This window comes from Ensifer canadensis, assembly GCF_017488845.2.
In the GTDB taxonomy this organism is placed as follows: Bacteria; Pseudomonadota; Alphaproteobacteria; order Rhizobiales; family Rhizobiaceae; genus Ensifer; species Ensifer canadensis.
On record NZ_CP083370.1, the window covers coordinates 3,136,863 to 3,159,925 of the forward strand.

At 63.0% G+C, this 23,063-nt stretch carries 19 protein-coding genes; 8 read left to right on the forward strand and 11 right to left on the reverse strand.

What is annotated here, in order from left to right; genetic code table 11:
• From glgA to J3R84_RS15350, 4 genes are all read left to right on the forward strand, one after another.
• Positions 1–1,443, forward strand: a complete 1,443-nt coding sequence (gene glgA / locus J3R84_RS15335; RefSeq protein WP_025424849.1) for a glycogen synthase GlgA — start codon at positions 1–3, stop codon at positions 1,441–1,443.
• 6 nt (positions 1,444–1,449) lie between these two features.
• Entirely contained in the window at positions 1,450–3,078 is a 1,629-nt protein-coding gene (locus tag J3R84_RS15340; RefSeq protein WP_057205618.1) for an alpha-D-glucose phosphate-specific phosphoglucomutase, read from the forward strand.
• 65 nt (positions 3,079–3,143) lie between these two features.
• Positions 3,144–5,108: a glycogen debranching protein GlgX gene (glgX, locus tag J3R84_RS15345; protein WP_025424851.1), complete on the forward strand. Its 1,965-nt coding sequence runs from the start codon at positions 3,144–3,146 to the stop codon at positions 5,106–5,108.
• Between the two features lie 75 nt (positions 5,109–5,183).
• The gene (locus tag J3R84_RS15350) at positions 5,184–5,672 is read left to right on the forward strand and encodes a MaoC family dehydratase (RefSeq protein ID WP_025424852.1); all 489 of its coding nucleotides are present in this window, start codon (positions 5,184–5,186) and stop codon (positions 5,670–5,672) included.
• A 46-nt stretch (positions 5,673–5,718) separates the two neighbouring features.
• Here J3R84_RS15350 and J3R84_RS15355 read toward each other — a convergent pair whose 3' ends face one another.
• The 5 genes from J3R84_RS15355 to J3R84_RS15375 form a co-directional block, all read right to left on the reverse strand.
• A complete protein-coding gene (locus J3R84_RS15355; protein ID WP_051509185.1) occupies positions 5,719–6,870 on the reverse strand; it encodes a zinc-dependent alcohol dehydrogenase family protein in 1,152 nt (383 codons plus the stop codon).
• Positions 6,871–7,070: 200 nt separating this feature from the next.
• Positions 7,071–7,622 carry a sarcosine oxidase subunit gamma family protein gene (soxG, locus tag J3R84_RS15360; protein WP_025424854.1) on the reverse strand — a complete coding sequence of 184 codons (552 nt, stop codon included), beginning with the start codon at positions 7,620–7,622 and terminating at the stop codon, positions 7,071–7,073.
• On the reverse strand, positions 7,615–10,608 hold the full coding sequence (locus J3R84_RS15365; protein WP_025424855.1) for a sarcosine oxidase subunit alpha: 2,994 nt from the start codon (positions 10,606–10,608) through the stop codon (positions 7,615–7,617). Before J3R84_RS15365 ends, soxG begins: the two co-directional genes overlap by 8 nt.
• Positions 10,605–10,925 (reverse strand): sarcosine oxidase subunit delta family protein, encoded by a 321-nt coding sequence (locus J3R84_RS15370; RefSeq protein ID WP_025424856.1) that lies wholly within the window; start codon positions 10,923–10,925, stop codon positions 10,605–10,607. The genes J3R84_RS15365 and J3R84_RS15370 overlap by 4 nt, the downstream gene beginning before the upstream one ends.
• 17 nt (positions 10,926–10,942) lie before the next feature.
• Positions 10,943–12,196, reverse strand: coding sequence for a sarcosine oxidase subunit beta family protein (locus tag J3R84_RS15375; RefSeq protein WP_025424857.1), 1,254 nt, complete (start codon positions 12,194–12,196; stop codon positions 10,943–10,945).
• A gap of 337 nt (positions 12,197–12,533) precedes the next feature.
• On the opposite strand from J3R84_RS15375, the gene rpsU reads away from it, so the two are divergent.
• From rpsU to J3R84_RS15390, 3 genes are all read left to right on the forward strand, one after another.
• Positions 12,534–12,746 carry a 30S ribosomal protein S21 gene (gene rpsU, locus J3R84_RS15380; protein ID WP_025424858.1) on the forward strand — a complete coding sequence of 71 codons (213 nt, stop codon included), beginning with the start codon at positions 12,534–12,536 and terminating at the stop codon, positions 12,744–12,746.
• Positions 12,747–13,009: 263 nt separating this feature from the next.
• Entirely contained in the window at positions 13,010–13,894 is an 885-nt protein-coding gene (locus J3R84_RS15385; RefSeq protein ID WP_038575705.1) for a tetratricopeptide repeat protein, read from the forward strand.
• A gap of 258 nt (positions 13,895–14,152) precedes the next feature.
• Complete coding sequence (locus J3R84_RS15390) at positions 14,153–14,629, forward strand: DUF992 domain-containing protein (protein WP_025424859.1); 477 nt, start codon at positions 14,153–14,155, stop codon at positions 14,627–14,629.
• Positions 14,630–14,782: 153 nt separating this feature from the next.
• Here J3R84_RS15390 and J3R84_RS15395 read toward each other — a convergent pair whose 3' ends face one another.
• The 6 genes from J3R84_RS15395 to J3R84_RS15420 form a co-directional block, all read right to left on the reverse strand.
• Positions 14,783–16,183 (reverse strand): NAD(P)(+) transhydrogenase (Re/Si-specific) subunit beta, encoded by a 1,401-nt coding sequence (locus J3R84_RS15395; protein ID WP_025424860.1) that lies wholly within the window; start codon positions 16,181–16,183, stop codon positions 14,783–14,785.
• 9 nt (positions 16,184–16,192) lie between these two features.
• On the reverse strand, positions 16,193–16,612 hold the full coding sequence (locus J3R84_RS15400) for a proton-translocating transhydrogenase family protein (RefSeq protein ID WP_025424861.1): 420 nt from the start codon (positions 16,610–16,612) through the stop codon (positions 16,193–16,195).
• Entirely contained in the window at positions 16,612–17,760 is a 1,149-nt protein-coding gene (locus J3R84_RS15405) for a Re/Si-specific NAD(P)(+) transhydrogenase subunit alpha (RefSeq protein WP_025424862.1), read from the reverse strand. The genes J3R84_RS15400 and J3R84_RS15405 overlap by 1 nt, the downstream gene beginning before the upstream one ends.
• Positions 17,761–18,101: 341 nt before the next feature.
• The gene (locus J3R84_RS15410) at positions 18,102–18,326 is read right to left on the reverse strand and encodes an aa3-type cytochrome c oxidase subunit IV (RefSeq protein WP_025424863.1); all 225 of its coding nucleotides are present in this window, start codon (positions 18,324–18,326) and stop codon (positions 18,102–18,104) included.
• A 368-nt stretch (positions 18,327–18,694) separates the two neighbouring features.
• A complete protein-coding gene (locus tag J3R84_RS15415; RefSeq protein ID WP_373688528.1) occupies positions 18,695–19,237 on the reverse strand; it encodes an N-acyl amino acid synthase FeeM domain-containing protein in 543 nt (180 codons plus the stop codon).
• Positions 19,238–19,518: 281 nt separating this feature from the next.
• Entirely contained in the window at positions 19,519–21,828 is a 2,310-nt protein-coding gene (locus J3R84_RS15420; RefSeq protein WP_025424865.1) for a putative bifunctional diguanylate cyclase/phosphodiesterase, read from the reverse strand.
• Between the two features lie 419 nt (positions 21,829–22,247).
• Between J3R84_RS15420 and J3R84_RS15425 the strand changes: the two genes are divergently transcribed.
• Positions 22,248–23,006 carry a gamma-glutamyl-gamma-aminobutyrate hydrolase family protein gene (locus J3R84_RS15425; RefSeq protein WP_025424867.1) on the forward strand — a complete coding sequence of 253 codons (759 nt, stop codon included), beginning with the start codon at positions 22,248–22,250 and terminating at the stop codon, positions 23,004–23,006.
• Positions 23,007–23,063: the final 57 nt, after the last annotated feature.

A 23,063-nucleotide genomic window follows, 5' to 3' on the forward strand; every position in this document is an offset into this window, starting at 1 on the left:
ATGAACATCCTCTCCGTTGCGTCCGAAGTGTATCCGCTGGTCAAGACCGGGGGGCTCGCCGATGTCGTCGGCGCCCTGCCGGCCGCACTGTCGCCGCACGGCATCCGCACCCGCACCCTGGTGCCCGGCTATCCCGCGGTGCTGCAGAAACTGAAGAAGAAAAAGAAGGTCGGCAGTTTTGCCAATCTGTTCGGCAGCCCGGCCTCGGTTCTCGCGGCCGATCTTGACGGCCTCGACCTGCTGGTGCTCGATCTGCCTGCCCTCTACGAGCGCGACGGCGGCCCCTATGTCGACGCCACCGGCCGCGATTATGTCGACAACTTTCGCCGCTTCGCCGCCCTGTCGCTGGCTGCGGCCGAAATCGCCGCCGGCGATGTCGTGTCCGGCTGGAAGCCCGATATCGTCCATGTGCACGACTGGCAGACGGCACTGACGCCGGTCTATATGCGCTTTGGCCGCGCCGCCTCGACGCCGACAGTGTTGACGATCCACAACATCGCCTTCCAGGGGCAATTTGGGCCGGAAATCTTCGCCGAGTTGGCACTTCCGCCCGAAGCCTTCTCGACGCAGTTCGTCGAATATTACGGCGATGTCGGCTTCCTCAAAGGTGGCCTGCAGACCGCAAATGCGATCACCACCGTCAGCCCATCCTATGCGCAGGAGATCCTGACTCCGGACTTCGGCATGGGTTTTGAAGGCCTGCTCAAGAGCAGGGTTTCCGACCTCTCCGGCATCGTCAACGGCATCGACGCCGACGTCTGGGATCCGGCCAGCGACCCCTTTATCGCCCAGCATTTCAGCGCGACGACATTGAAGCAGCGCGCCGCCAACCGCCGGGCGCTGGAGGAACGCTTCGGGCTCGAACAGGGTAACGGCCCGATCTTCTGCGTCATCAGCCGGCTGACCTGGCAAAAGGGTATGGACCTTCTCGCCGAAGTCACCGACGAGATCGTCGCGATGGGCGGCAAGCTCATCGTTCTCGGCTCCGGTGACACGGCGCTCGAAGGCGCGCTTCTCGCCGCCGCCTCGCGCCATCGCGGCCATGTCGGCATGGTTACCGGCTATAACGAACCGCTGTCGCACCTGATGCAGGCGGGATCCGACGCAATCCTCATTCCGTCGCGCTTCGAGCCCTGCGGGCTGACCCAACTCTACGGCCTGCGCTACGGTTGCGTGCCGGTGGTTGCCCGTACCGGCGGCCTCGCCGACACCATCATCGACGCGAACGAAGCCGGGTTGTCAGCCAAGGTGGCGACCGGATTCCAGTTCACGCCGGTCACCGCCGACGGGTTGCGTCTTGCGATCCGGCGCGTCTTCCGTGCATACAACGAACCGAAAGTCTGGGCGCGTCTGCAGACCCAGGGCATGAAATCGGACGTTTCCTGGGCCAGAAGTGCCGAGCGTTACGTCTCACTATATTCCGGTCTTCTCGGGAAAGGCTAAGTCAGAATGATAAGAACAGTCACCACCACACCCTATGGCGATCAGAAACCCGGCACGTCGGGCCTGCGCAAGAAGGTTCCGGTGTTCCAGCAGAAGAACTATGCCGAGAACTTCATCCAGTCGATCTTCGACGCGCTCGAAGGCTTTGCCGGTCAGACCCTGGTGATCGGCGGCGACGGCCGCTTCTACAACCGCGAAGTCATTCAGATCGCCATCAAGATGGCGGCCGCCAACGGCTTCGGCCGCGTACTCGTCGGCCGCGGCGGCATTCTGTCGACGCCGGCCGCCTCCAACGTCATCCGCAAATACGAAGCCTTCGGCGGCATCGTGCTCTCCGCCAGCCACAACCCCGGCGGCCCGACCGAAGACTTCGGCATCAAGTACAATATCGGCAATGGCGGTCCGGCACCGGAGAAGGTCACCGACGCGATCTATGCCTGCAGCCAGGTGATCGACACCTACAAGATCTCGGATGTCGCCGACGTCAACCTCGATGCCGAGAGCTCGCAGGAGATCGACGGCATGACTGTGACCGTCATCGACCCGGTGGCCGACTACGCCGCGCTGATGGAAAGCCTGTTCGACTTCGGCGCTATCCGCAAGCTGATCTCGGGCGGCTTCCGCGTCGTCTTCGATGCAATGAGCGCGGTCACCGGGCCTTACGCCAAGGAGATCATCGAGAAGCGTCTGGGCGCGCCGAAGGGCTCGGTCATGAACTTCATTCCGCTGCCGGACTTCGGCGGCCATCACCCGGACCCGAACCTCGTACACGCCCGCGCGCTCTACGAGACAATGATGGCGCCCAACGCCCCCGATTTCGGCGCAGCCTCCGACGGCGACGGCGACCGCAACCTCGTCATCGGCCGCGGCATCTTCATCACCCCGTCCGACAGTCTGGCGATGCTGGCCGCCAACGCCCATCTGGCGCCGGGCTATGCCAAGGGACTTGCCGGTATCGCCCGTTCGATGCCGACAAGCGGCGCCGCCGACCGTGTCGCCGAAAAACTCGGCATCGGCCTCTACGAAACGCCGACCGGCTGGAAGTTCTTCGGCAACCTTCTCGATGAAGGCATGGCAACGATCTGCGGCGAGGAAAGTGCCGGCACCGGCTCCAACCACGTCCGCGAAAAAGACGGCCTCTGGGCGGTCCTCCTGTGGCTCAACATCCTTGCCGTGCGCAAGGAAAGCGCGCTCGACATCGCCCGCAAGCACTGGGCGACCTACGGCCGCAACTACTACTCGCGCCACGACTACGAAGAAGTGGACAGCGATGCCGCCAACGGCCTAGTGGCAGCGCTCCGCGACCAGCTCGCGACCCTGCCCGGGAAATCCTTCGGCGCGCTCAAGGTCGCGACATCAGACGACTTTTCCTATCACGATCCGGTCGACCATTCCGTCAGCAAGAACCAGGGTATCCGCATCCTGTTCGAGGGCGGATCGCGCGTCGTCTTCCGCCTGTCGGGCACCGGCACATCAGGCGCAACGCTGCGTGTCTACATCGAGCGTTTCGAGCCGGATCCGGCCCGCCATGATATCGACACCCAGGAGGCGCTCGCCGACCTGATCCTCGTTGCCGATGAGATCGCCGGCATCAAGACCCGCACCGGCCGCACCGAGCCGAGCGTGATCACCTGACGGAGCGCCCATCAGGGGCGCGCAAGAGACTGATATAGCAAGAAAACCCGAGGGGTGACTGATTAATGCCGACCGATGCATTGTTACCCCTCGGCGCCACGCTTACCCCTGACGGTACACGGTTTGCCGTCTGGTCGCGCAATGCTGCGTGCATCGACCTCTGCCTGTTCGACAAGGCGGGCGCCAAGGCATTGCGTCAGCTGCCGATGTTGCGCGACGGCGATGTGCATAGCCTGATGGTTGCCGATGCGCCGAAGGGAACCCGCTACGGTTTTCGCGCTGATGGGGTCTATTCGCCCGACCACGGCCTCTGGTTCGATCCAGCGAAGCTGCTCGTCGACCCCTACGCCATCGAACTCGACCGGCCTTTCCGGCACGATCCGAGGCTCACCATCTTCGGCGAGGACACCGCCGATCTGGTGCCTAAGGCAATCGTCAGGGACGTCAAGACAGCCAAGCCGAAGCCGCCGATCTTCAGGGCGGGCGGGTTGATCTACGAGATCGCCGTCAAACCCTTCACAGCGCTGCATCAAGGCATTCCCGAGGCGAAACGCGGCACTGTCGCAGCGCTCGCCGAGCCCGTCATCATCGACCATTTGAAGCGGCTCGGCGTTTCCGCCGTCGAACTGATGCCGATCGTCGCCTGGATCGACGAACGTCACCTGCCGCTACTGGGGCTCAGCAATGGCTGGGGCTACAATCCGATCGCGCCGATGGCGCTCGATCCACGGCTGGTGCCGGGCGGGTTGAAGGAACTTCGCCAGACTGTCGAGGCACTGCGCAAGGCCGGCATCGGCGTCATCCTCGATCTGGTCTTCAACCATTCCGGGGAAAGCGATCGGCTCGGCACGACGCTGTCGATGCGAGGGCTCGACAACCTCGCCTATTATCGCCACGTCACCGACAGGCCGGGCGATCTCATCAACGACACCGGCTGCGGCAACACGATCGCCTGCGACCACCCTGTCGTCCAGGCGCTGATCCTCGACAGCCTGCGCCACTTCGTGCTGGCCGCCGGCGTCGATGGCTTCCGTTTCGATCTCGCCTCTGTCCTCGGCCGCGACATGACCGGTTTCCATCGGAACGCTCCCCTGTTTGAGGCAATCCAAGCCGATCCGGTGCTTGCCGACCGCGTGCTGATCGCCGAGCCCTGGGATGTCGGCCCCGGCGGTTACCAGCTCGGCAATTTTCCCGCTCCGTTTCTGGAATGGAACGACCGGGCGCGCGACGACGTCAGGCTCTACTGGCGCGGCGACCGGCACGTGATCGGTGCGCTTGCGACAGCGCTTGCGGGCTCTTCGGATACGTTTTCCCGCTGGGGCGACACCGGCACCCGAACGGTCAACTTCATCGCCGCCCATGACGGTTTTGCGCTTGCCGACATCGTTGCCTATGCCGGCAAGCATAACGAGGCCAACGGCGAAGAGAACCGTGACGGCCACAACGAGAACCATTCCTGGAACAACGGCGCCGAGGGCGCGACAACCGACCCCGAGATCACGGTTGCGCGCCGGCATGACGTGGCGGCGCTTCTCGGCACCCTGTTTGCGTCCCGCGGCACGATCATGCTGACCGCCGGCGACGAAGGCGGACGCAGCCAACGTGGCAACAACAATGCCTATTGCCAGGACAACGCCATCACCTGGATCGACTGGAGCGCGATGGATGAGACGCTGGTCGCCCATACGGCAGCGCTTTCGTCGCTGAGGAAGCGCTTCGGTGTGTTCGGCGAGACGACATTCTTTACCGGCAAGGACGATGTCGAATGGCTGCGCCTCGATGGTCGCCCGATGGCGGTGACCGATTGGGAGCACCCGGCAACGGACAACCTGACGATGGTGCTTGCCACACGCGACGGCAAGAAGACGCGATCGACGCGGCTTGCCGTCGTCGTCAATCGCAGCCACGCGCCGCACCCGATCCATCTGCCCGAAAGCCTCGACGGCCAGTGGCAAGATGCGCTTTCTGCAGAACTCCCACCCACCTTTGTCCCTCCTCGCTCCGTTTCCTTCTTCGTCGAAAATTTCTGAACTATTCCCACCACTTGCTAGAACTCACCCGACCGTCCTATAGATTCGTTGGGGGGCCACTTTCAGGACAGCCATATGCTGAAGGATATTTCACTTTCCGAAATCAGACCGCTGGTCGGCACCGAGATCGGCGTCTCCGACTGGATCACGGTCACGCAGGACACGATCGACAAGTTCGCCGAGGCAACCGGCGATTATCAGTATATCCATGTCGACCCGGTGCGCGCCGCCGCCGAGACGCCGTTCGGCGGCACGATCGCCCACGGCTTCCTGTCGCTGTCGCTGTTGTCGGCGATGAATTACAGCTGCCTGCCCAAAATCCGCGAACAGACGATGGGCATCAACTACGGCTTCGAGAAGGTGCGCTTCATCGCACCGGTGAAGAGCGGCACCCGCGTGCGCGGGCACTTCACCATCGCAGACGCGCGCTTCCGTGGCAGCAGCATGTTGATGATCACCTATGAGGTCACGGTCGAAATCGAGGGTGAACGCAAACCGGCACTGACGGCCACCTGGCAGACGATCATCCAGTTCGATCCGAAGGACCGCCCTGCCGATGCCTAAATCCTGCGATGGCAGCCCAAGCTCACCCTCTACGGCGCGGCTCTGATCAAAACGCAATCACGTGCCGGATGACCTTGCCCTGGTCGAGCAGGTCGAAGGCCTCGTTGATCTCCTCGAGCGGACCGGTGCTCGATAGCAGCCTGTCGACCGGCAGCTTGCCACGCCGATAAAGCCCGATGAAGCGCGGAATATCGCGGCTCGGCACGCAGCTTCCCATGTAGCTGCCGCGAAGCGTGCGTTCTTCGGCGACCAGGCTGACGGCTGGGATGGCAATCTGGCTTGAGGGATGGGCAAGGCCGGCCGACGCGGTCGCTCCGCCGCGGCGGGTGATGCGATAGGCAAGCTCGAACGCCTTGACCGAACCGGCCGCCTCCAGCGCATGATCGACACCGCCTGACGTCGCCTCGCGGATCGCATCCCCCACATCCGGATCGGTGGCGACAAAAGTGTCGGTCGCGCCAAGCGAGCGTGCCAGCGCCAGCTTGTCCTTTGAGAGATCGATCGCGACGACCCGCTCCGCGCCCGACGCGACCGCTCCGAGCACCGCGGCAAGCCCGACGCCACCGAGACCGACGACGGCGGCCGACTGGCCCGCCTGGACGCGGCAGGTATTGACGATCGCACCGACGCCGGTCAGCACCGCGCAGCCGAAGAGTGCCGCCTCGACCAGCGGCAGGTCCGCCTCGATCTTCACTGCCGAATGGCGCGAGACGACCGCATAGTCGGCAAAGCCGGAAACGCCGAGGTGATGATGGACTGGAACAGCGTCGCAACGAATCCGGCGCTCGCCGGAAAGCAGCGTTCCCCTGCCATTCGCCTCGGCACCTGGAATGCAGAGCGCCGGACGCCCTTCCGCACAAGGCTGGCAGTCGCCGCAGCTCGGCATGAAGCTCATCACCACCCGATCGCCGGGCTTGAGATCGCGCACTGCGCTGCCGACGGCCTCCACCGTGCCTGCCGCCTCATGCCCGAGCGCCATCGGCACGGGCCGTGGCCTGTCGCCGTTGATCACCGAAAGATCGGAGTGGCAGAGACCGGCAGCGCCGATGCGAACCAGCAGTTCGTCGGGTCCCGGTGTGTCGAGGTCGACGGTCTCGATCGAGAGCGGTCGCGACCTGGCATAGGGCCGCTCGACCGGTGCGTGCCTGAGCACTGCTGCCCTGCTGCCCGTGTCTTCAAGATGTCCTCCCGCTTGCAAACGGGGGCAGCTTAGCCGCCGGAGAAGGCCGGCGGCAAGGTCGGATTGCGGACCCGGCCACAGGGCGTTGCGCATCCCGAAGATCGCGCAGCAATTTGCCGGCCCGAGAGCGTTTCCAGCTTAACGCCTGAAAACGCTATATTTCTTTGTTGTACGCATTTCCTGACGAAAGAGCGCTTCGCAGTTTTCCTGGAAAAGCTTTAGTGGCCAGCGTCCGCCGCTCCTTCGGACAGCATGCCGAAGACATAGGGGGAAAACGACCGCCAGCATTCGACGCGGAACGTGTCCTCGGCGAGGCGCAGCAATACGATCTCGACCTTTCCGAGGATGGTGCGCGAGCAGGCGCCTACCGGGAAGATCGGCAGCGACAGGTCCTGCGGGCAGCCGCTGTTGATCGCGACTTCGGCGCCCGGACCGCTGACGATGACGGCGACGTTGCGATGGGAGACATCGACCGCCGAGTGCAGCGTGCCGCTCGATGCGGCCGCGGCCATCAGGTCACCTTCGCTCTCGTCGATCACCAGCCACTCGTCCGGCCCGAGCCAGAGCGCATGGCGTTTGCCGCTCAAAGCCGAGGTCTTCGGCCGTGCCGGCAAGGTCACGCCGAGTGCCGCCGAAAGACCGGAGAGCGCATCGGCACCGGCGCGCAGCGACAGGCGCGAAGCGGCGGGTGCCGGCGTCAGGACCACCTCGGCGAAACCGCCGCGGGCAGTAAGAGCAGCCTTGCGGGTTGCAGTTGCCAGATCAGCCATGGAGGCGACCCCCTTCCTTGTCAAAGAACACCATGTCGCTCACCTCGACGGCGATCGTCCTGTCGGCCATCGGCACGTACAGCGTCTGACCGAGGCGTGCGCGGCCACCAGCAACGACGGCGAGCGCGATCGAACGGCCGCAATTTTCCGACCAGTAGGACGACGTCACATGGCCAAGCATCGTCATCGGCTTCGGCTGGTTCGGATCGGCGACGATCTGTGCGCCCTCCTCCAGCACCACCTTCGGATCCTTGGTCAGGAGCCCGACCAGCTGCTTACGACCATCCTTGACGAGGTCAGGGCGCTTGAGACCGCGGATGCCGACAAAATCGGCCTTCTTCTTCGAGACTGCCCAGGACAGGGCAGCATCGTCGGGCGTCAGCGTCCCGTCGGTATCCTGGCCGACGATGATGTAGCCTTTCTCGGCGCGCAGCACGTGCATGGTCTCGGTGCCGTAGGCGCAGGCGCCCATGGGTTCGGCCCGCTCCCAGATCGCTTCCCAGACCGCCTGGCCATAATCGGCCGGCACGTTGACTTCGAAGCCGAGCTCGCCGGTAAACGACATGCGGAACAGCCGGGTCGGCACGCCGCAGATCTTGCCCTCGGTCACGCTCATATGCGGGAAAGCCTCGTTGGAAAGATCGATGCCTTCGACGAGCGGAGCGATGATCTCGCGCGCCTTCGGACCCTGCACGGCGATAACGGCCCATTGTTCCGTCGTCGACGTCAGCCAGACCTTCAAGTGCGGGAACTCCGTCTGCAGGTAGTCTTCCATATGGTGCATCACCCGCGGCGCACCGCCGGTGGTGGTCGTCACGTGGAAGCGGTCCTCGGCAAGCCTGCCGACCACGCCGTCGTCATAAACGAAGCCGTCGTCGCGCAGCATGATGCCGTAGCGGCAGCGGCCGGGCTTCAGCGTGTCCCAGGCGTTGGTGTACATCAGGTTGAGGAACTGGGCCGCATCCGGGCCGACCACCTCGATCTTGCCGAGCGTCGAGGCGTCGAACAGGCCGGCGACCTCGCGTACTGTCTTGCATTCGCGCGCGACCGCCTCATGCATGCTCTCGCCCGCCTTCGGGTAGAACCAGGCACGTTTCCAGTTGCCGACATCCTCGAACTCGGCGCCATGCGCCTCTTCCCAGGCATGAACAGGCGTCTTGCGGGCAGGATCGAACAGGCTTCCACGCGAATGGTTGACGATCGTGCCGAAGGTTACCGGCGTGTAGGGCTGGCGGAAGGTCGTCAGACCCACCTGCGGAATGTCCTTGCCAAGCGCTTCGGCGGCAATGGCAAGGCCATGCATGTTGGACAGCTTGCCCTGGTCTGACGCCATGCCGTTGGTGGTGAAGCGCTTGATATGCTCGATCGAATGCATGCCTTCGCGCACCGCAAGCCGGATATCCTTGGCGCAGACATCATGCTGGAAGTCGATGAAGGCCTTGACGGTGGTGTCGGGTCCGGCCCCTTCGGCAGCGCCGATCATGCCGCCGGTCCAGCTGAAGGCATTGTCGCCGTGGAGCGTCACCTGGGCGCCACCTTCGGCGCCTGCCGCGCGTGCGGTCAGTTCGCCGGCTGCCAACGCCTCGTCGATCGTTGCCTGCAGGTCGTCGGTGCCGTTGCAGGCGCCGATCGACAGGCAATCCTGCAGATAGGTGCCCGGCAGGAAGCGCTGCGTTGCCGCATCGAACTTCACCTTGCCGCGTGACTGCGAGAACAGGTGCACCGACGGCGTCCAGCCGGATGAAACCAGCAGCGCATCGACCGCGATCTTGCGCGCCGACCCGCCGCCATTGCGGGCAACGCTGATCGAGGAGACGCGCAGCTTGCCGCCGGCATTGACGACGAAGTGGCCGGTCAGCACCTCGATACCGAGGCGACGGGCTTCCGCAAGCACCGCTTCGCCGGGATTGTCGCGGCAGTCGACGATGGCAGGAACGGCAACGCCGGCGCGCTTGAGATCGAAGGCCGCCTCATAGGCGGAATCATGCGCGGTGTAGACGCCGACCTTGGAGCCGACGGCAACGCCGTAATGGTTGAGATAGGTACGTCCGGCCGAAGCGAGCATGATGCCCGGGCGGTCGTTGTTGGCAAACACCATGTGGCGTTCGATCGAGCCGTTGGCGAGGATCACCTTCTTCGCCCGCACCTGCCAGAGGCGCTCGCGCGGCAATGCCTTGTCGAGCACGGACAGATGGTCCGTCACCCTTTCGACGAGGCCGACGAAATTGTGGTTGTAGTAGCCAAAGCCGGTGGTGCGCGTGAGCACCGTGACGTTGTCCATCGCGGCAAGCGCCCTGGCTGTCGCCTGCGCCCAGTCCCAGCCGTCCTTGCCGTCGATCGTCGTGCCGCCTTCATAGCGCAGCGCGCCACCGACTTCCGGCTGCTCGTCGCAGACGATCACCTTGGCACCGGCCTTGGCTGCTGCAAGCGCTGCGGAGAGGCCGGCAGCACCGGCGCCGATCACCAGCACGTCGCAATGGGCATAGCGACTGGCATAATGGTCCGGGTCGGCTTCCGTCGGCGCGACGCCGAGACCGGCCGCACGGCGGATGAAGGGTTCGTAGATCGCGTGCCAGGCAGCCTTCGGCCACATGAAGGTCTTATAGTAGAAGCCGGCGGCAAAGAACGGCGACAGCAGGTCGTTGAACCCGCCGACGTCGAAGGCGAGCGACGGCCAGCGGTTCTGCGATTCCACCTTCATGCCATCGAAGACTTCCTGCACCGTCGCGCGCACGTTCGGCTGGCGGCGGGCCGCATCGCGCGAAATATCGAGCAGCGCGTTCGGCTCCTCGGCTCCGGCGGAAAGAATGCCGCGCGGACGGTGATACTTGAACGAGCGGCCGACGAGATGGATGCCGTTGGCAAGCAATGCCGAGGCGACGGTATCGCCTTCGAGCGCCGTCAGCGTGCGTCCGTCGAAGGTGAAGCGGGCGGTACGCGCCGGCGTCAGACGGCCGGCACCTGCAATACGGTTGGTGCCGCTCATCGTGCCGCTCCCTTGTCCTGCTCGCTGTTCAGAATGGCGGCAACATCGGGCTTTGGTTCGCCCGCCTTGTAGGTGGTGTAGAACCGGTCGCTGACCGTATCGCGCGCGGCATTGAAGAAGCGGCCGCAGCCGTGGATATGGCGCCAGCGTTCGAAGATCAGGCCCTTGGGGTTCTGCCGGAGGAAGAAGAATTCCTCGAACTCCTCGTCGCTGATCTCGGCAATGTTGGCAGGGCGGACGATGTGGGCGTCACCGGCATTGCGGAATTCGAGCTCGGAGCGCTCTTCTTCGCAATAGGGGCAATAGATCAAAAGCATCTCGAAATCCTTGGCAATCAGTGCGCAACGGCGGCAGCTGCCGCCTCGTCGATCAGTCGGCCGGTGCGGAAACGGTCGAGCGTCAGCCCGGCAGCCAGCCGATGCGGCTCGCCCCTCGCAATGAGGTGCGCAAAGAGGTTGGCCGAACCCGGCGTCGCCTTGAAGCCACCCGTACCCCAGCCGGCATTGAGGAACAGGCCCGGAACCGGGGTGACACCCTGGATCGGCGAACGGTCCTGTGTCACGTCGACGATGCCGCCCCACTGCCGCATCATCTTGACGCGGCGGAACATCGGGAAGAGTTCACAGATCGCATCCAGCGTATGGGTGATGATCTGCAGGCCGCCCGTCTGGGAGTAGGAATTGTACTGGTCGGTGCCGGCGCCGATGACGAGCTCGCCCTTGTCGGACTGCGAGATATAGGCATGCACCGAGTTCGACATGACGACGCAGGGGAACATCGGCTTCAGCGGCTCGGAGACCAGCGCCTGCAGCGGCTGGCTCTGCAGCGGCACGCGCACGTCGGCCATTTCCATCAGCACCGACGAGTGGCCGGCGGCAGAAACGCCGATCTTCTTGGCGCCGATGAAACCGCGACTGGTGTCGACGCCGGTCACCCGGCCGTTCTCGTCACGGCGGATGCCGGTCACTTCGCAATTCTGGATGATGTGCACGCCACGGTCGGACGCGCCGCGGGCATAGCCCCAGGCAACCGCGTCATGCCGAGCCGTACCGCCGCGACGCTGCAGCGCTGCGCCGTTGATCGGGTAGCGGGCGTTCTTGGCGATATCGAGCGGCGGGCAGTAGGCCTTGGCCTGTTCCGGCGTCAGCCACTCATTGTCGATGCCATAGAGGCGGTTGGCGTTGATATGGCGCTTGAACGACTGCTGGTCGTGGATGTTGTGCGAGAGCATCATGACGCCGCGCGGCGAATACATGACGTTGTAGTTGAGGTCCTGCGACAGGTTTTCCCAGAGCTTCAGCGAATGCTCGTAGATGTCCATGCTCTCTTCATAGAGATAGTTGGACCGGATGATCGTCGTGTTGCGGCCGGTGTTGCCGCCGCCGATCCAACCCTTTTCGAGCACCGCGACATTGGTGATGCCATGCTCCTTGGCAAGATAGTAGGCAGCGCCCAGCCCATGGCCACCACCGCCAATGATGATCACATCATAGTCCTTGCGGGGCTCGGGCGAGGCCCATTGCGGACCCCATCCCTTGTGGCCGCGCAAAGCCTCGCGCGCCACGGCAAAAACTGAATATTTGCGCATCCGCCTGTTACTCCATGAACCCCGGTGATCATTCTCGTTGGCGTTAGAAATCGCAAATCCGACGCCTGCGCAACGTTTCTTTTGCGACGCAAACGGGCGGACTTGCGCGGAGTTGCGACATCGCTGCATCACACCATCTGCGGCGCGATGATACACATAGCGTGGCGTCATTGCGGATTTTTCAGCACAGCCTCATGTCCTCGCTGGACTTTCCGCTGACGATCTGGTATCCGCACCTTCAATCGTCGAGCTTTCGGCTCAGCGAACGTAGCTTTTTTTGCCTCCGACACCTGACGTGAGGCAACAACTCGAAACAACCAAAGGAACGGGATTTCACGTGCAGGTACTTGTCCGCGATAACAATGTTGACCAGGCGCTCCGCGCTCTCAAGAAGAAGATGCAGCGCGAAGGCATTTTCCGCGAAATGAAGATGCGTGATTTCTACGAAAAGCCGTCCCAGAAGCGCGCCCGCGAAAAGGCTGAAGCCGTTCGCCGCGTTCGCAAGCTGGCGCGCAAGCGTGCACAGCGCGAAGGCCTCGTGGCCCGTTAATTTGTCGATTTTTCGACACTTTTCGATCTAAGTCGTGGCGGGGGCGAAATATCGCCGCCGCCTTTCTTTTGGTATGGACATCTTTTCCGTCGTCGGGCTAGCGTGACAATGCAGCCGGCAACGGTAGCCGGTCGCGGCGCTTGACGCCGGACGGTTTGCCGCAGGCCCTGGTAGCCTCGGCTGTGGGGCCCCGCGAAATTCGCCGGCCTCCTTGAACGGGAAGCCGTTGGCTTTCGGACCTAGTCGCATTGAGGGATCGACCTTTGACACTTGCTGCCATGACTGCGGACGTCGCCGGTTTCACCACCCAAGAGGCGCGCCGCCGCCACCAGCGCAAGCCGAAGCTTGCGGCCCTGTTCCTCCTCGGATCGGCTCTGCTTCTGTCGGCATGCCAGACCGAAGGGCCGGAATCGATGGCCAAGGTCGAGCGCGAACAGGGCTCCCAGGGAAATATCGCATCGCTGTCGAGCGTGATCGCCTCCAACCCGAGCGACCCCGAGGGCTATAACGTCCGCGGCTCCGCCTATGGCCGTGCAGGCGAATACCGCCGCGCCCTGGCCGATTTCGATCAGGCGATCCAGCTCAACCCGCGCTTCTACCAGGCATATGCCAACCGCGCGCTCGTTCACCGCAACATGGGCAACACCCAGGCCGCACTTGCCGACTACAACATGGCGCTGCAGCTGAACCCCAACTACGACGTCGCCTATATCGGCCGCGGCAATCTCTATCGCCAGGCCGGCCAGCTCGATTCCGCCTTCAACGATTTCAACAAGGCGATCCAGCTCGACACCACCGACCCGCGCGCCTACCACAATCGCGGCCTGATCTACCAGGCCCGCAACCAGCACGGCCAGGCGATCGAAGACTTCTCGACGGCGATCTCGCTGTCGCCGAGCTCGCCGGAGCCCTATAACGGCCGCGGCATCTCCTACGTCGCCCAGGGCGATGACGACAATGCCTTCTCCGACTTCAACACCGCGATCACGCTCGACGGCAAGGTTGCCGAATCCTGGGCAAACCAGGCGCTGGTCTACGAGCGCAAGGGCGACAAGGCCAAGGCAGCGAAGTCCTACTCGCACGCACTGCAGCTCGACCCGAAATACGAGCCGGCGCGCGCAGGTCTCGCCCGCGTGAAAGCCGCTTAGCCTCTTAGGAGAGAAAAGCACTTCTCCCGTTTCAACGCCCGCGACCGGTTCGCGGCCGTTTTCGTTTTTTCGTCACGTCGTTGCGCCGCGCGTCCGGCATGACGCGTAAAGGACGCCGTAACGCCCTGAACCTGCTGCGTAATTTTGTCCATAAATCGATGTCGATTTAAGGAATTAGCCATTTGCTCCTCCAATGACGAACGGAACCTTCCCGGCCACCATCCGTTTGCCCAGGAACGAAAAACGGAGACTGAGCCAATGATCAAGAAAACCTTCATCGCGACACTGGCCCTGGCAGCCCTTTGCGCCGGCCCGTCCGCAGCGCAGAATTATGTCGCGCTCGGCCGCCTTGTCTGCGGCTCCGACGGCGGCACGGGGCAGATTCTGACCTCGACAAAGAACCTGCTGTGCACCTTCAGGCCCGCCAACGGCGCGCCGGCCGCAAGCTATGCCGGCACCATTCGCAAGATCGGCATCGACATCGGCAAGACCGGCAAGAGCACGATGGTCTGGGATGTCCTGGCCAAGACAGGTACTCCGATCACCAAATACGCGCTTGCCGGTGAATATTACGGCATCGGCGCCGACGCGAGCCTTGCCGTTGGCGGCGGCGCCAAGGTGATCGGCGGCGGTACCAACAAGGCCTTCATGCTGCAGCCAGTTAACGTGCAGGTCCAGGAAGGACTGAACATCGCGATCGGCGTCGACGAACTGACGCTCGCCCCGGCTAGCTGATAAGGCGAGATGACGAAAAGTCGGCAAGACGACCTTCGCCGGCAGTTCGACGCATCAAACGAAAACGCCCGCCATGTGGCGGGCGTTTTCTTTTCCAACATTTGACCCAACGGATAGACGCCTTTGTGTCGCTCACCCGAATGGCAAGGAACCTCAGTGGTTCATGGCCTTGACGATGTCTTCCGTCACCTTCTTGGCGTCGCCGAGCAGCATCATGGTGCCGTCCTTGTAGAACAGCGTGTTGTCGATGCCGGCGTAACCGGAGCCGAGCGAGCGCTTGACGAACAGGCAGGTCTTGGCCTTGTCGACGTCGAGGATCGGCATGCCGTAGATCGGCGACGACGGGTCGTCGCGGGCTGCCGGGTTGGTCACGTCGTTGGCGCCGATGACATAGGCGACATCCGCCTGGGCGAATTCCGAGTTGATGTCTTCGAGCTCGAACACCTCGTCATAGGGCACGTTTGCTTCCGCGAGCAGCACGTTCATATGACCGGGCATGCGGCCGGCAACCGGATGGATGGCGTATTTCACGTCGACGCCCGCCGCCTTCAGCTGATCACCGAGTTCACGCAGCGCATGCTGCGCCTGGGCGACGGCCATGCCGTAGCCCGGGACGATGATCACCTTGGAGGCATTGGCCATCAGGAATGCCGCGTCGTCGGCCGCGCCCTGCTTGACGGTGCGCTGGACGCCATCGTCAACAGCGGCTGCCGCCGCCTCGCCGCCGAAGCCGCCGAGGATGACCGAGATGAACGAGCGGTTCATTCCCTTGCACATGATATAGGACAGGATCGCACCCGACGAGCCGACGAGCGCGCCGGTGATGATCAGCGCCAGGTTGCCGAGCGTGAAGCCGATGCCGGCCGCGGCCCAACCCGAATAGGAGTTGAGCATCGAGACGACCACCGGCATGTCGGCGCCGCCGATCGGGATGATGATCAGCACGCCGAGCGCCAGCGACAGGGCGACGATCAGCCAGAACACGGTCGTGCTCTGGGTGAAGACCAGCATGATCACCAGGACGACGAGCGCGATCGCCAGGCCAGCGTTGACGAAGTGACGGCCGGTCAACAGGATCGGCTTGCCGGACATGCGTCCGTCGAGCTTGAGGAAGGCGATGACCGAACCGGTAAAGGTGACCGCGCCGATGGCGACACCGAGCGACATTTCGACCAGCGCCTGGGCGTGGATGTCACCGAGCGTGCCGATGCCGAAGCTCTCGGGCGCATACATCGCCGCGGCCGCGACCATCACCGCCGCCAGACCGACGAGCGAATGGAAGGCGGCGACAAGCTGCGGCATCGACGTCATGGCGATGCGGCGGGCGATGACCGCGCCGGCACCGCCGCCGATGGCAAGGCCGAGCACGATCAAGAGGAAGCCGCCGAAGGTGGGCTTGGCCAGCAGCAGCGTGGTGACGATGGCAATGCCCATGCCGACCATGCCGTAGGTGTTGCCCTTGCGGCTGGTGGCCGGGTGCGACAGGCCGCGGAGCGCCGTGATGAAGAGCACGCCCGAGACGAGATAGAGGAAGGCTGCGAAGTTAGCGTTCATCGGCCGGCCTCACTTGTCTTTTTTCTTGTACATGGCGAGCATGCGCTGGGTGACCAGGAAGCCGCCAAAGATGTTGACCGAGGCGAGCACGAGCGCGATGAAACCGAAACCGGTCGCAAGCCCGGAGGCCGAGATGCCGACGGCGAGCAGTGCACCAACGACGATGACCGAAGAGATCGCGTTGGTGACCGCCATCAACGGCGTGTGCAGGGCCGGCGTCACCGACCAGACGACATAGTAGCCGACGAAAATCGACAGGACGAAGATCGCCAGTCGGAAGACGAACGGATCAATTGCGCCGCCGGTGGCGCCGTGCGCGAGCGCGCCGGCAGCTTCCGCGGCATCGGGAAGGTTCAGCGCTGCCTGCTGGACAGCGGCAACCGCCTTGTCGAGCGCATCGAGCGCTTTTTCCAATGCTTCGTTCGCCATCAAAGATCCCCCTTCTTCTTCGGCTCGAAATTCGCATTGACGATGGCGCCGCCATGGGTGAGCGCCGTCGCCTTGACGAGCTCGTCCTCCATGTTGAGCGCCAGCGCCTTCGTTTCCTTGGAGACCATGGTCTCGAGGAAGGTCACGAGGTTCTTGGCGTAGAGACCGGAAGCCGATGCGGCGATCCGACCGGGCACGTTGAGGTGGCCAATGACCTTGACGCCCTCGACATCGGCGACCCTGCCGGCCTCGGCGCCTTCGACGTTGCCGCCGCGCTCGACAGCGAGGTCGACCGCAATGGAACCAGGCTTCATCGCCTTCAACATTTCGCGCGTGACGAGGCGCGGCGCCGGCCGGCCCGGGATCAGCGCCGTGGTGATGACGATGTCCTGCTTGGCGATGTGCTCGGCGACGAGTGCCGCCTGTTTCGCCTGATACTCTTTGGACATTTCCTTGGCGTAGCCGCCGGCGGTTTCGGCCGCCTTGAATTCCTCGTCCTCGACGGCGATGAACTTGGCGCCGAGCGAGGCCACCTGCTCCTTGGCGGCGGGACGCACGTCGGTCGCCGAAACCATGGCGCCGAGACGGCGGGCCGTCGCGATTGCCTGCAAGCCGGCAACGCCGGCACCCATGACGAAGACCTTCGCCGCGGGAACCGTGCCGGCCGCCGTCATCATCATCGGCAGCGCCCGGTCATATTCGCAGGCCGCATCGATCACCGCCTGGTAGCCGGCAAGGTTTGCCTGGCTCGACAGCACGTCCATCGACTGCGCGCGGGTGATGCGCGGCATCAGCTCCATCGCAAAGGCGCTAAGGCCGGCCTTGGCCATTTCGGCGACCGCATCCTCGTTGCCGTAGGGATCCATGATGGCGATGACGATGGCGCCGGACTTATAGCCGGCGATTTCGGCGCTGTTCGGCCGGCGAACCCGAAGGACGACATCCGCCGTCTTCGCATCGGCAACAGCACCGATCCTGGCACCAGCCTTCTCATATTCTGTATCCGGAATACGCGACAGAAACCCGGCGCCGGTCTCGACGACGACGTCGAAGCCCAGCCCTTTCAGTTTCTTCACGCTATCCGGCGATGCCGCAACGCGACCCTCGTTCGGATCCGTTTCCTTGGCAATAAAGACAATTTCGCTCACAAGTCCCCTCCCTGGCCGCAATCGAGCCAAGGCTGGAATGCGGGCATCCTGTCCGACTGCAAAGCGGCCGCTCATGCGAGCAGGCGCCCTCCCATGTGCAAAGCACACATTCCCCTGGAGACAGGCTCAGCCTGTCCTCCACTCTCCCCCTCACGCAGTGAGGATAAGCGCCGCGCGTTCTCCAACGAACGCTTCAAGGCGCTGCGAACTTTCATCAGCCGAAGCAAGACCATCGACGCTCCCGGTCGATGTCATGCGGCTTCAATCCGGACCTTGAGTCCGGCAGCCAAGGGCAAGCCTCCACCCGGCCTGTCCCTGGCAAGTCGTGTCAGTAGTGCCGATTAACGAAGGAAGAAGAAACCAGCGACGTTGATAAGGATGAACAGCACCAGCGAGCTGAAGAAGCCCATCGTGGTGAAGAAGGCGGCAGCCATGGCGATCAGCAGAGCCACGCAGAACAGCGTGAGGTATTTCGTTGCACTGAGGAAGAAATTGTAGGTCTTCTCGTGTTCCGCATAATCCATCGGAGCGCCCATTTCGACCGGTCCAGAATGATGCTCAGCCATCGTCCAATTCTCCCAGAATGCTGCGGCCCGACCCTTGGCCCTCGCCGCCCTTCAACCTTGATCCACGAAACGGCTTTGGCGGAAAACCGCACGGAAGCCCTTTAGCTGCCCATACACAATGCCAGGCCCGGGCGCAACGAAAACCCGCCGCTGCGCCCGGTCACCTGGGGCGATATGCCGCGTGCGTCTCTAGCGGAATACGGATGTGCGATAGGAACGGCCGGAACCGTTCTGTGCGATCCGCGCCGTCGGCAGAATCGTCAAAGGCGCGAACGGCACTTCCTGTCGGCCCGCGAACATCAGGCGACGCTCGAACGGCTCCGAATCGAAGATCGGATAGCGATCGAGGATCGAGGGCCGCTGCCCCCTCACCTGCGCAACCAGCAGCGCACCGTCGGCATTGTAGACGCCGAGGTTCTCGCGCTTGGCGACAACGGTCTCCGACGCAAAAATGCGCTTGTAGACGCCGCATGCCGCGGCCGGCAGGCGGTCAGGCACCGGTCGGCGGTGAAGTATTCGCATGCCATCGCCACCGGGCGCAGCGTCAGGTAGGGAAGCGCGCGCATCTCGTCGCCGGTGACATCGGGGTCGACAGCCAACCGGCCGGGGTCGACCAGCACCATGCCCGCGTCGAGAAAGACGTCGATCTCGGGCCCGAAGATCAGCCCAGACGTGCTCGCCCTGTGCTCAGGCGTCACGTGATGAACACGCACCGTGCTGACCAGGTTCTCGTCGAGATAGATACCGAAGACATAGGCGTGACTGTCGAAATCGAGATCGTCGATCAAGGTCGAGCCGGTGAGTTCCATCAGATTGACGGCCTTGTAGGCCTTGTAGCGGAGCCGGGCGATATCCTCCATGTCCTCGCCCGTCTCGACCCGCCGGTATTCGACGCGATCGAGAAGAAGCATCAGCTTCTCAGAAAAACTCCCAGGCTCCGCCCGGTGAAGACCTTCACCCATTTCCTGACCCTCATGGTTAACAGATCGTTAACCTATTGACGGTCGGCACAGCAGCAACAACAAAATGGCACACATTACGATTAACCTATTGTTAACCTTAATATTTCGTAAAGTTTTATGGTTAACGATTGGTTAAGCCCGCCACCTCACCATCTTGGACAAGCGGCGGAGCAAGGAAGAGGATGGAGGACGCGGATCGCGGAGGAAATGACGGGCGACGTGGCGAGTTGTCAGGCGATACGCTTGCTTGACGGCGTGGTGACCGGTTTCTGGACACCATTCTTGCAGAAGGCCGCGATGGCGGACGCCGGCATCGGGGCCGCGAACACAAAACCCTGTATCAGATCGGCGCAGTGGTAGTCGTTGATCAGCTGCAATTGATCCGCCGTCTCCACACCCTCGACGACGATCTTCAGGCCGAGAGCACGACCGAGGTTGGCTGTGCCGCGCAGCAGCTTGAAGCGGCGCGAGTCCTCGCGGATGTTGCGCACGAAAGAGCGATCGATCTTGATGATGTTGACCGGCAGCGCATCCAGGTAGCTGAGGCTGGAATAGCCTGTGCCGAAATCGTCGATGGCGATCGTTATGCCGCTGTCACGCAGCTCGCCGAGAATGGCCTGCACCTTGGCCGGCTCATCCATCAGGCAGCTCTCTGTGACTTCGAGATGCAGCCGCGAAGCATCGAGCCCGGTGGCCCGCAGCGTATCCGCCACCACCGTGACGATGTCGTTGCTGCGCAGGTCGAGCACCGACAGATTGACCGAAACGGAAACCTCGCCGGGCCAGCCCATGCAATCCTTGCACGCCTGCTCCAGCACGAAGCGGGTGATCTCGGTGACGAGCCCCAGTTCCTCGGCAAGCTGGATGAAGACATTCGGCGGTACCGGGCCGCGCTCGGGATGCGTCCAGCGCGCCAAAGCCTCGCAGCATTCGAGACGCGCGCCGTTCGGCGTGAACATCGGCTGGTAGGAAAGCGTCAGGGCACCAGCATTGATCGCATCGCGCAGATCGCTCTTCAGTTTCTGGCGGTCGAGATAGCGGGCATCCATCTCTTCTTCGAATACGGTGCAGCCGCCCTTGTTGCGTGCCTTGGTTTCCGACAGCGCAAGATCGGCCTTGATCTGGAGTTCTTCCAGCCGGAAGGCGCTGCTCGGCACGAGAACGACGCCGGCGCTCATGGTCACGTTGAAGGTAAAGCCATTCGCCATATAGGCACCGCGCAACCCGGCGTGAACCGCGCGCATCTGCTCTTCGAGATCCGGCCGATGCATCCTGTTGGGGAAGAAGACGACGAATTCGTCGCCCATCAGGCGCGCGGCGATCGCCGTATTGCCGACCAGTGTCTTCAGCCGCCCGGCAATCGCCTGCAATAGCCTGTCGCCGACGATGTGGCCGCGCATGTCGTTGACATGCTTGAACTCGGCAACGTCGAGCACCATCAGCCCGACCTCGACGTCCTCCTTGCCTTCGAGCGCCACAGCGCTGTGGGCAAGTTCGGCGAAGTAATCGCGGCTCGGCAAGCCGGTCAGCGTGTCGAAGCGCACCATCTGAAGGATCTGTCTGTCGGCCTGGACGCGTGCGGTCACGTCCTCGAATATCAGCACGACCTCACCGTTCTCGTGTCGCCCAGCGGAAAACTCGAGAAAGAGGTTGTCGGTGACCGGCACCAGAACCTGAGTCTTCTTGCCCTTGATCAGAAGGTCGAGCTGCCGCGAGATCGCGCGCGTCTCTTCGACACTGAGCGACATGCGCCGGACGCCGCGGCGCACGACGTCATCCAGCAGCCGATCCCTCAGGTCGGCCTTGTCGCCCAGCATCAGCAGCGCGCAGGCGCGCTCGTTGGCAACGACGATCCGGTTGTCGCGGTCGAGCATCAGCAGCCCGTGCGTCATGTTGTTGAGTGCTGCGTCGAACTGGCCGGCGATCGTTGCGATTTCTCGGGCGGCCAGCACGTTCTCGTAGAGAAACGCGCGCACATTGTTGGCCATCATCCAGGTCGAAAAGATGAATGGCAGGATCAGAACCGCCAGGATGAGCATGAAACCATCCTGAAGCGTGATCAGCCCGATCACGATCGGCAGGCAGGCGGACGAGGACAGAAGCAGCACCGCCCGTTCGGAGCCGTAGTTTCGCCCGACCAGCGAGATCATCGACGCGAGCGTGACGGAGATGCAGGCCAGTTCCGAGAAGGAATCCCGGCTGACGGCGATCGCGTAGCCGCAGGCAATACCACAGGTGAGCGTCACGCTGACGCCGCCGAGAATGTAGCGATTCTCCCATTTCCGGACCATCGCTCGGTCGGCGTTGGAGAAATCCTGGCGATCAAAGCGCGCCATGTCGAGGTTGCGCAGCCCCCAGAGCACAACGATGGCGGCCGTGCAGAAGAGATAGAGCGGGTCGGTGGTCTTGAAATAGACGAGCACGAAAGTCACGACATGCGAAAGCATGCCGATCAGCAGAGTCCTGCGATGTTCGTAGAGCGAGCTCACGGACGACAGATAGACATCCGTCGGGAGAGCGCCCCGTTCATTGCGCGTCATGAACCCATAGCTCCGGTTTTCCGGATTTTTAGAGGCGATGATTTAACGAAAGATTTCGTGAAAACACCGCCTCCAAGCCTTGTATTGCAACATTCAAACGGTGCCCCATGGGAGTTTTTCCCAAACTCAACCTAGTATTGCGAAACCAACGGCCGGCGGATGCCTTCTACAACCATGCATAGACAAAATCACGTTTTGCTTTCTGACATTGTATTTAAGGCAATTCTGCTTGGCAAACATCACATCCACCGATTCACTCAGGATGTGGTTACCCAAAGCTGAAGAAAACGCATCAATTCCTGCCATGCACATACGAGCCTAGTTGCGGCCGGTATCACCATCACATCTGCGCGCTTCGCAGTTGACTTTCAGCCACATCTGGCGGCAAGGCTTTGCAAAGCGAGATACGGAGCCTGATGATGTCGAAACCTGTCGTTGCCATCCCCTGCGATTTCCGCGAATTCGACGGCAATGTTTGGCATGTCGTTGCCAACCAGTATGTCCGTGCCGCCGTCGAAGGCGCCGGCGTCATGCCCTTCCTCATTCCGGCGCTTGAGACCGGCAACGATATCGACGAGATCCTCGATCGCGTCGACGGCGTGCTGGCAAGCGGCGCCCGATCCAACGTTCATCCCTCGCTCTACGGCCGCGAGGCCAAGGACACCGACGGCCCCTTCGATCCTGGCCGCGATGCCACCAGCCTGCCGTTGATCCGGCGCGCGCTCGAGCGCGGCGTTCCGCTGTTTGCCATCTGCCGCGGCATCCAGGAGCTCAACGTTGCCCTCGGTGGCACGCTCGCAAGCGAAATCCAGGAGCAGCCGGGTGTCTGGGATCACCGCAAGCCCGACGTTTCCGAGCTGGATGTCGCCTACGGCATCCGCCAGGACGTGATCGTCAAGGAAGGCAGCTGTCTTGCGCCGGTGCTGGGTGCCGGTCGCGTTCGCGTCAATTCCCTGCATCGCCAGGCCATCGGCGCAACGGCGCCGCGCCTCGCCGTCGAAGCCGTTGCCGACGATGGCACCATCGAGGCGGTCTCGGTGATTGGCGCCAAGGCGTTCGCCGTCGGCGTGCAATGGCATCCGGAATACTGGGTGCGGACGGACGCACCGTCGGCGAGCCTGTTCAGGGCTTTCGGCGATGCCGTGCGCGCCTACGCGGCGCGGCGCATGGCCGCCTAGGGCATTTCCAGGAAAAGTGCGAAGCGGTTTTCCATCAGCAAATGCGCAAAAACAAAG

Excerpts from the sequence above, each read along its gene's own strand:
- J3R84_RS15375 (WP_025424857.1), bottom strand. The coding sequence starts at position 12,196 with ATGCGCAAATATTCAGTTTTTGCCGTGGCGCGCGAGGCTTTGCGCGGC.
- glgA (WP_025424849.1), top strand. The coding sequence starts at position 1 with ATGAACATCCTCTCCGTTGCGTCCGAAGTGTATCCGCTGGTCAAGACC.
- J3R84_RS15370 (WP_025424856.1), bottom strand. The coding sequence starts at position 10,925 with ATGCTTTTGATCTATTGCCCCTATTGCGAAGAAGAGCGCTCCGAGCTC.
- J3R84_RS15390 (WP_025424859.1), top strand. The coding sequence starts at position 14,153 with ATGATCAAGAAAACCTTCATCGCGACACTGGCCCTGGCAGCCCTTTGC.
- J3R84_RS15400 (WP_025424861.1), bottom strand. The coding sequence starts at position 16,612 with ATGGCGAACGAAGCATTGGAAAAAGCGCTCGATGCGCTCGACAAGGCG.
- J3R84_RS15395 (WP_025424860.1), bottom strand. The coding sequence starts at position 16,183 with ATGAACGCTAACTTCGCAGCCTTCCTCTATCTCGTCTCGGGCGTGCTC.
- glgX (WP_025424851.1), top strand. The coding sequence starts at position 3,144 with ATGCCGACCGATGCATTGTTACCCCTCGGCGCCACGCTTACCCCTGAC.
- J3R84_RS15410 (WP_025424863.1), bottom strand. The coding sequence starts at position 18,326 with ATGGCTGAGCATCATTCTGGACCGGTCGAAATGGGCGCTCCGATGGAT.
- J3R84_RS15365 (WP_025424855.1), bottom strand. The coding sequence starts at position 10,608 with ATGAGCGGCACCAACCGTATTGCAGGTGCCGGCCGTCTGACGCCGGCG.
- J3R84_RS15415 (WP_373688528.1), bottom strand. The coding sequence starts at position 19,237 with ATGCTTCTTCTCGATCGCGTCGAATACCGGCGGGTCGAGACGGGCGAG.
- J3R84_RS15425 (WP_025424867.1), top strand. The coding sequence starts at position 22,248 with ATGTCGAAACCTGTCGTTGCCATCCCCTGCGATTTCCGCGAATTCGAC.
- J3R84_RS15350 (WP_025424852.1), top strand. The coding sequence starts at position 5,184 with ATGCTGAAGGATATTTCACTTTCCGAAATCAGACCGCTGGTCGGCACC.
- J3R84_RS15420 (WP_025424865.1), bottom strand. The coding sequence starts at position 21,828 with ATGACGCGCAATGAACGGGGCGCTCTCCCGACGGATGTCTATCTGTCG.
- J3R84_RS15340 (WP_057205618.1), top strand. The coding sequence starts at position 1,450 with ATGATAAGAACAGTCACCACCACACCCTATGGCGATCAGAAACCCGGC.
- soxG (WP_025424854.1), bottom strand. The coding sequence starts at position 7,622 with ATGGCTGATCTGGCAACTGCAACCCGCAAGGCTGCTCTTACTGCCCGC.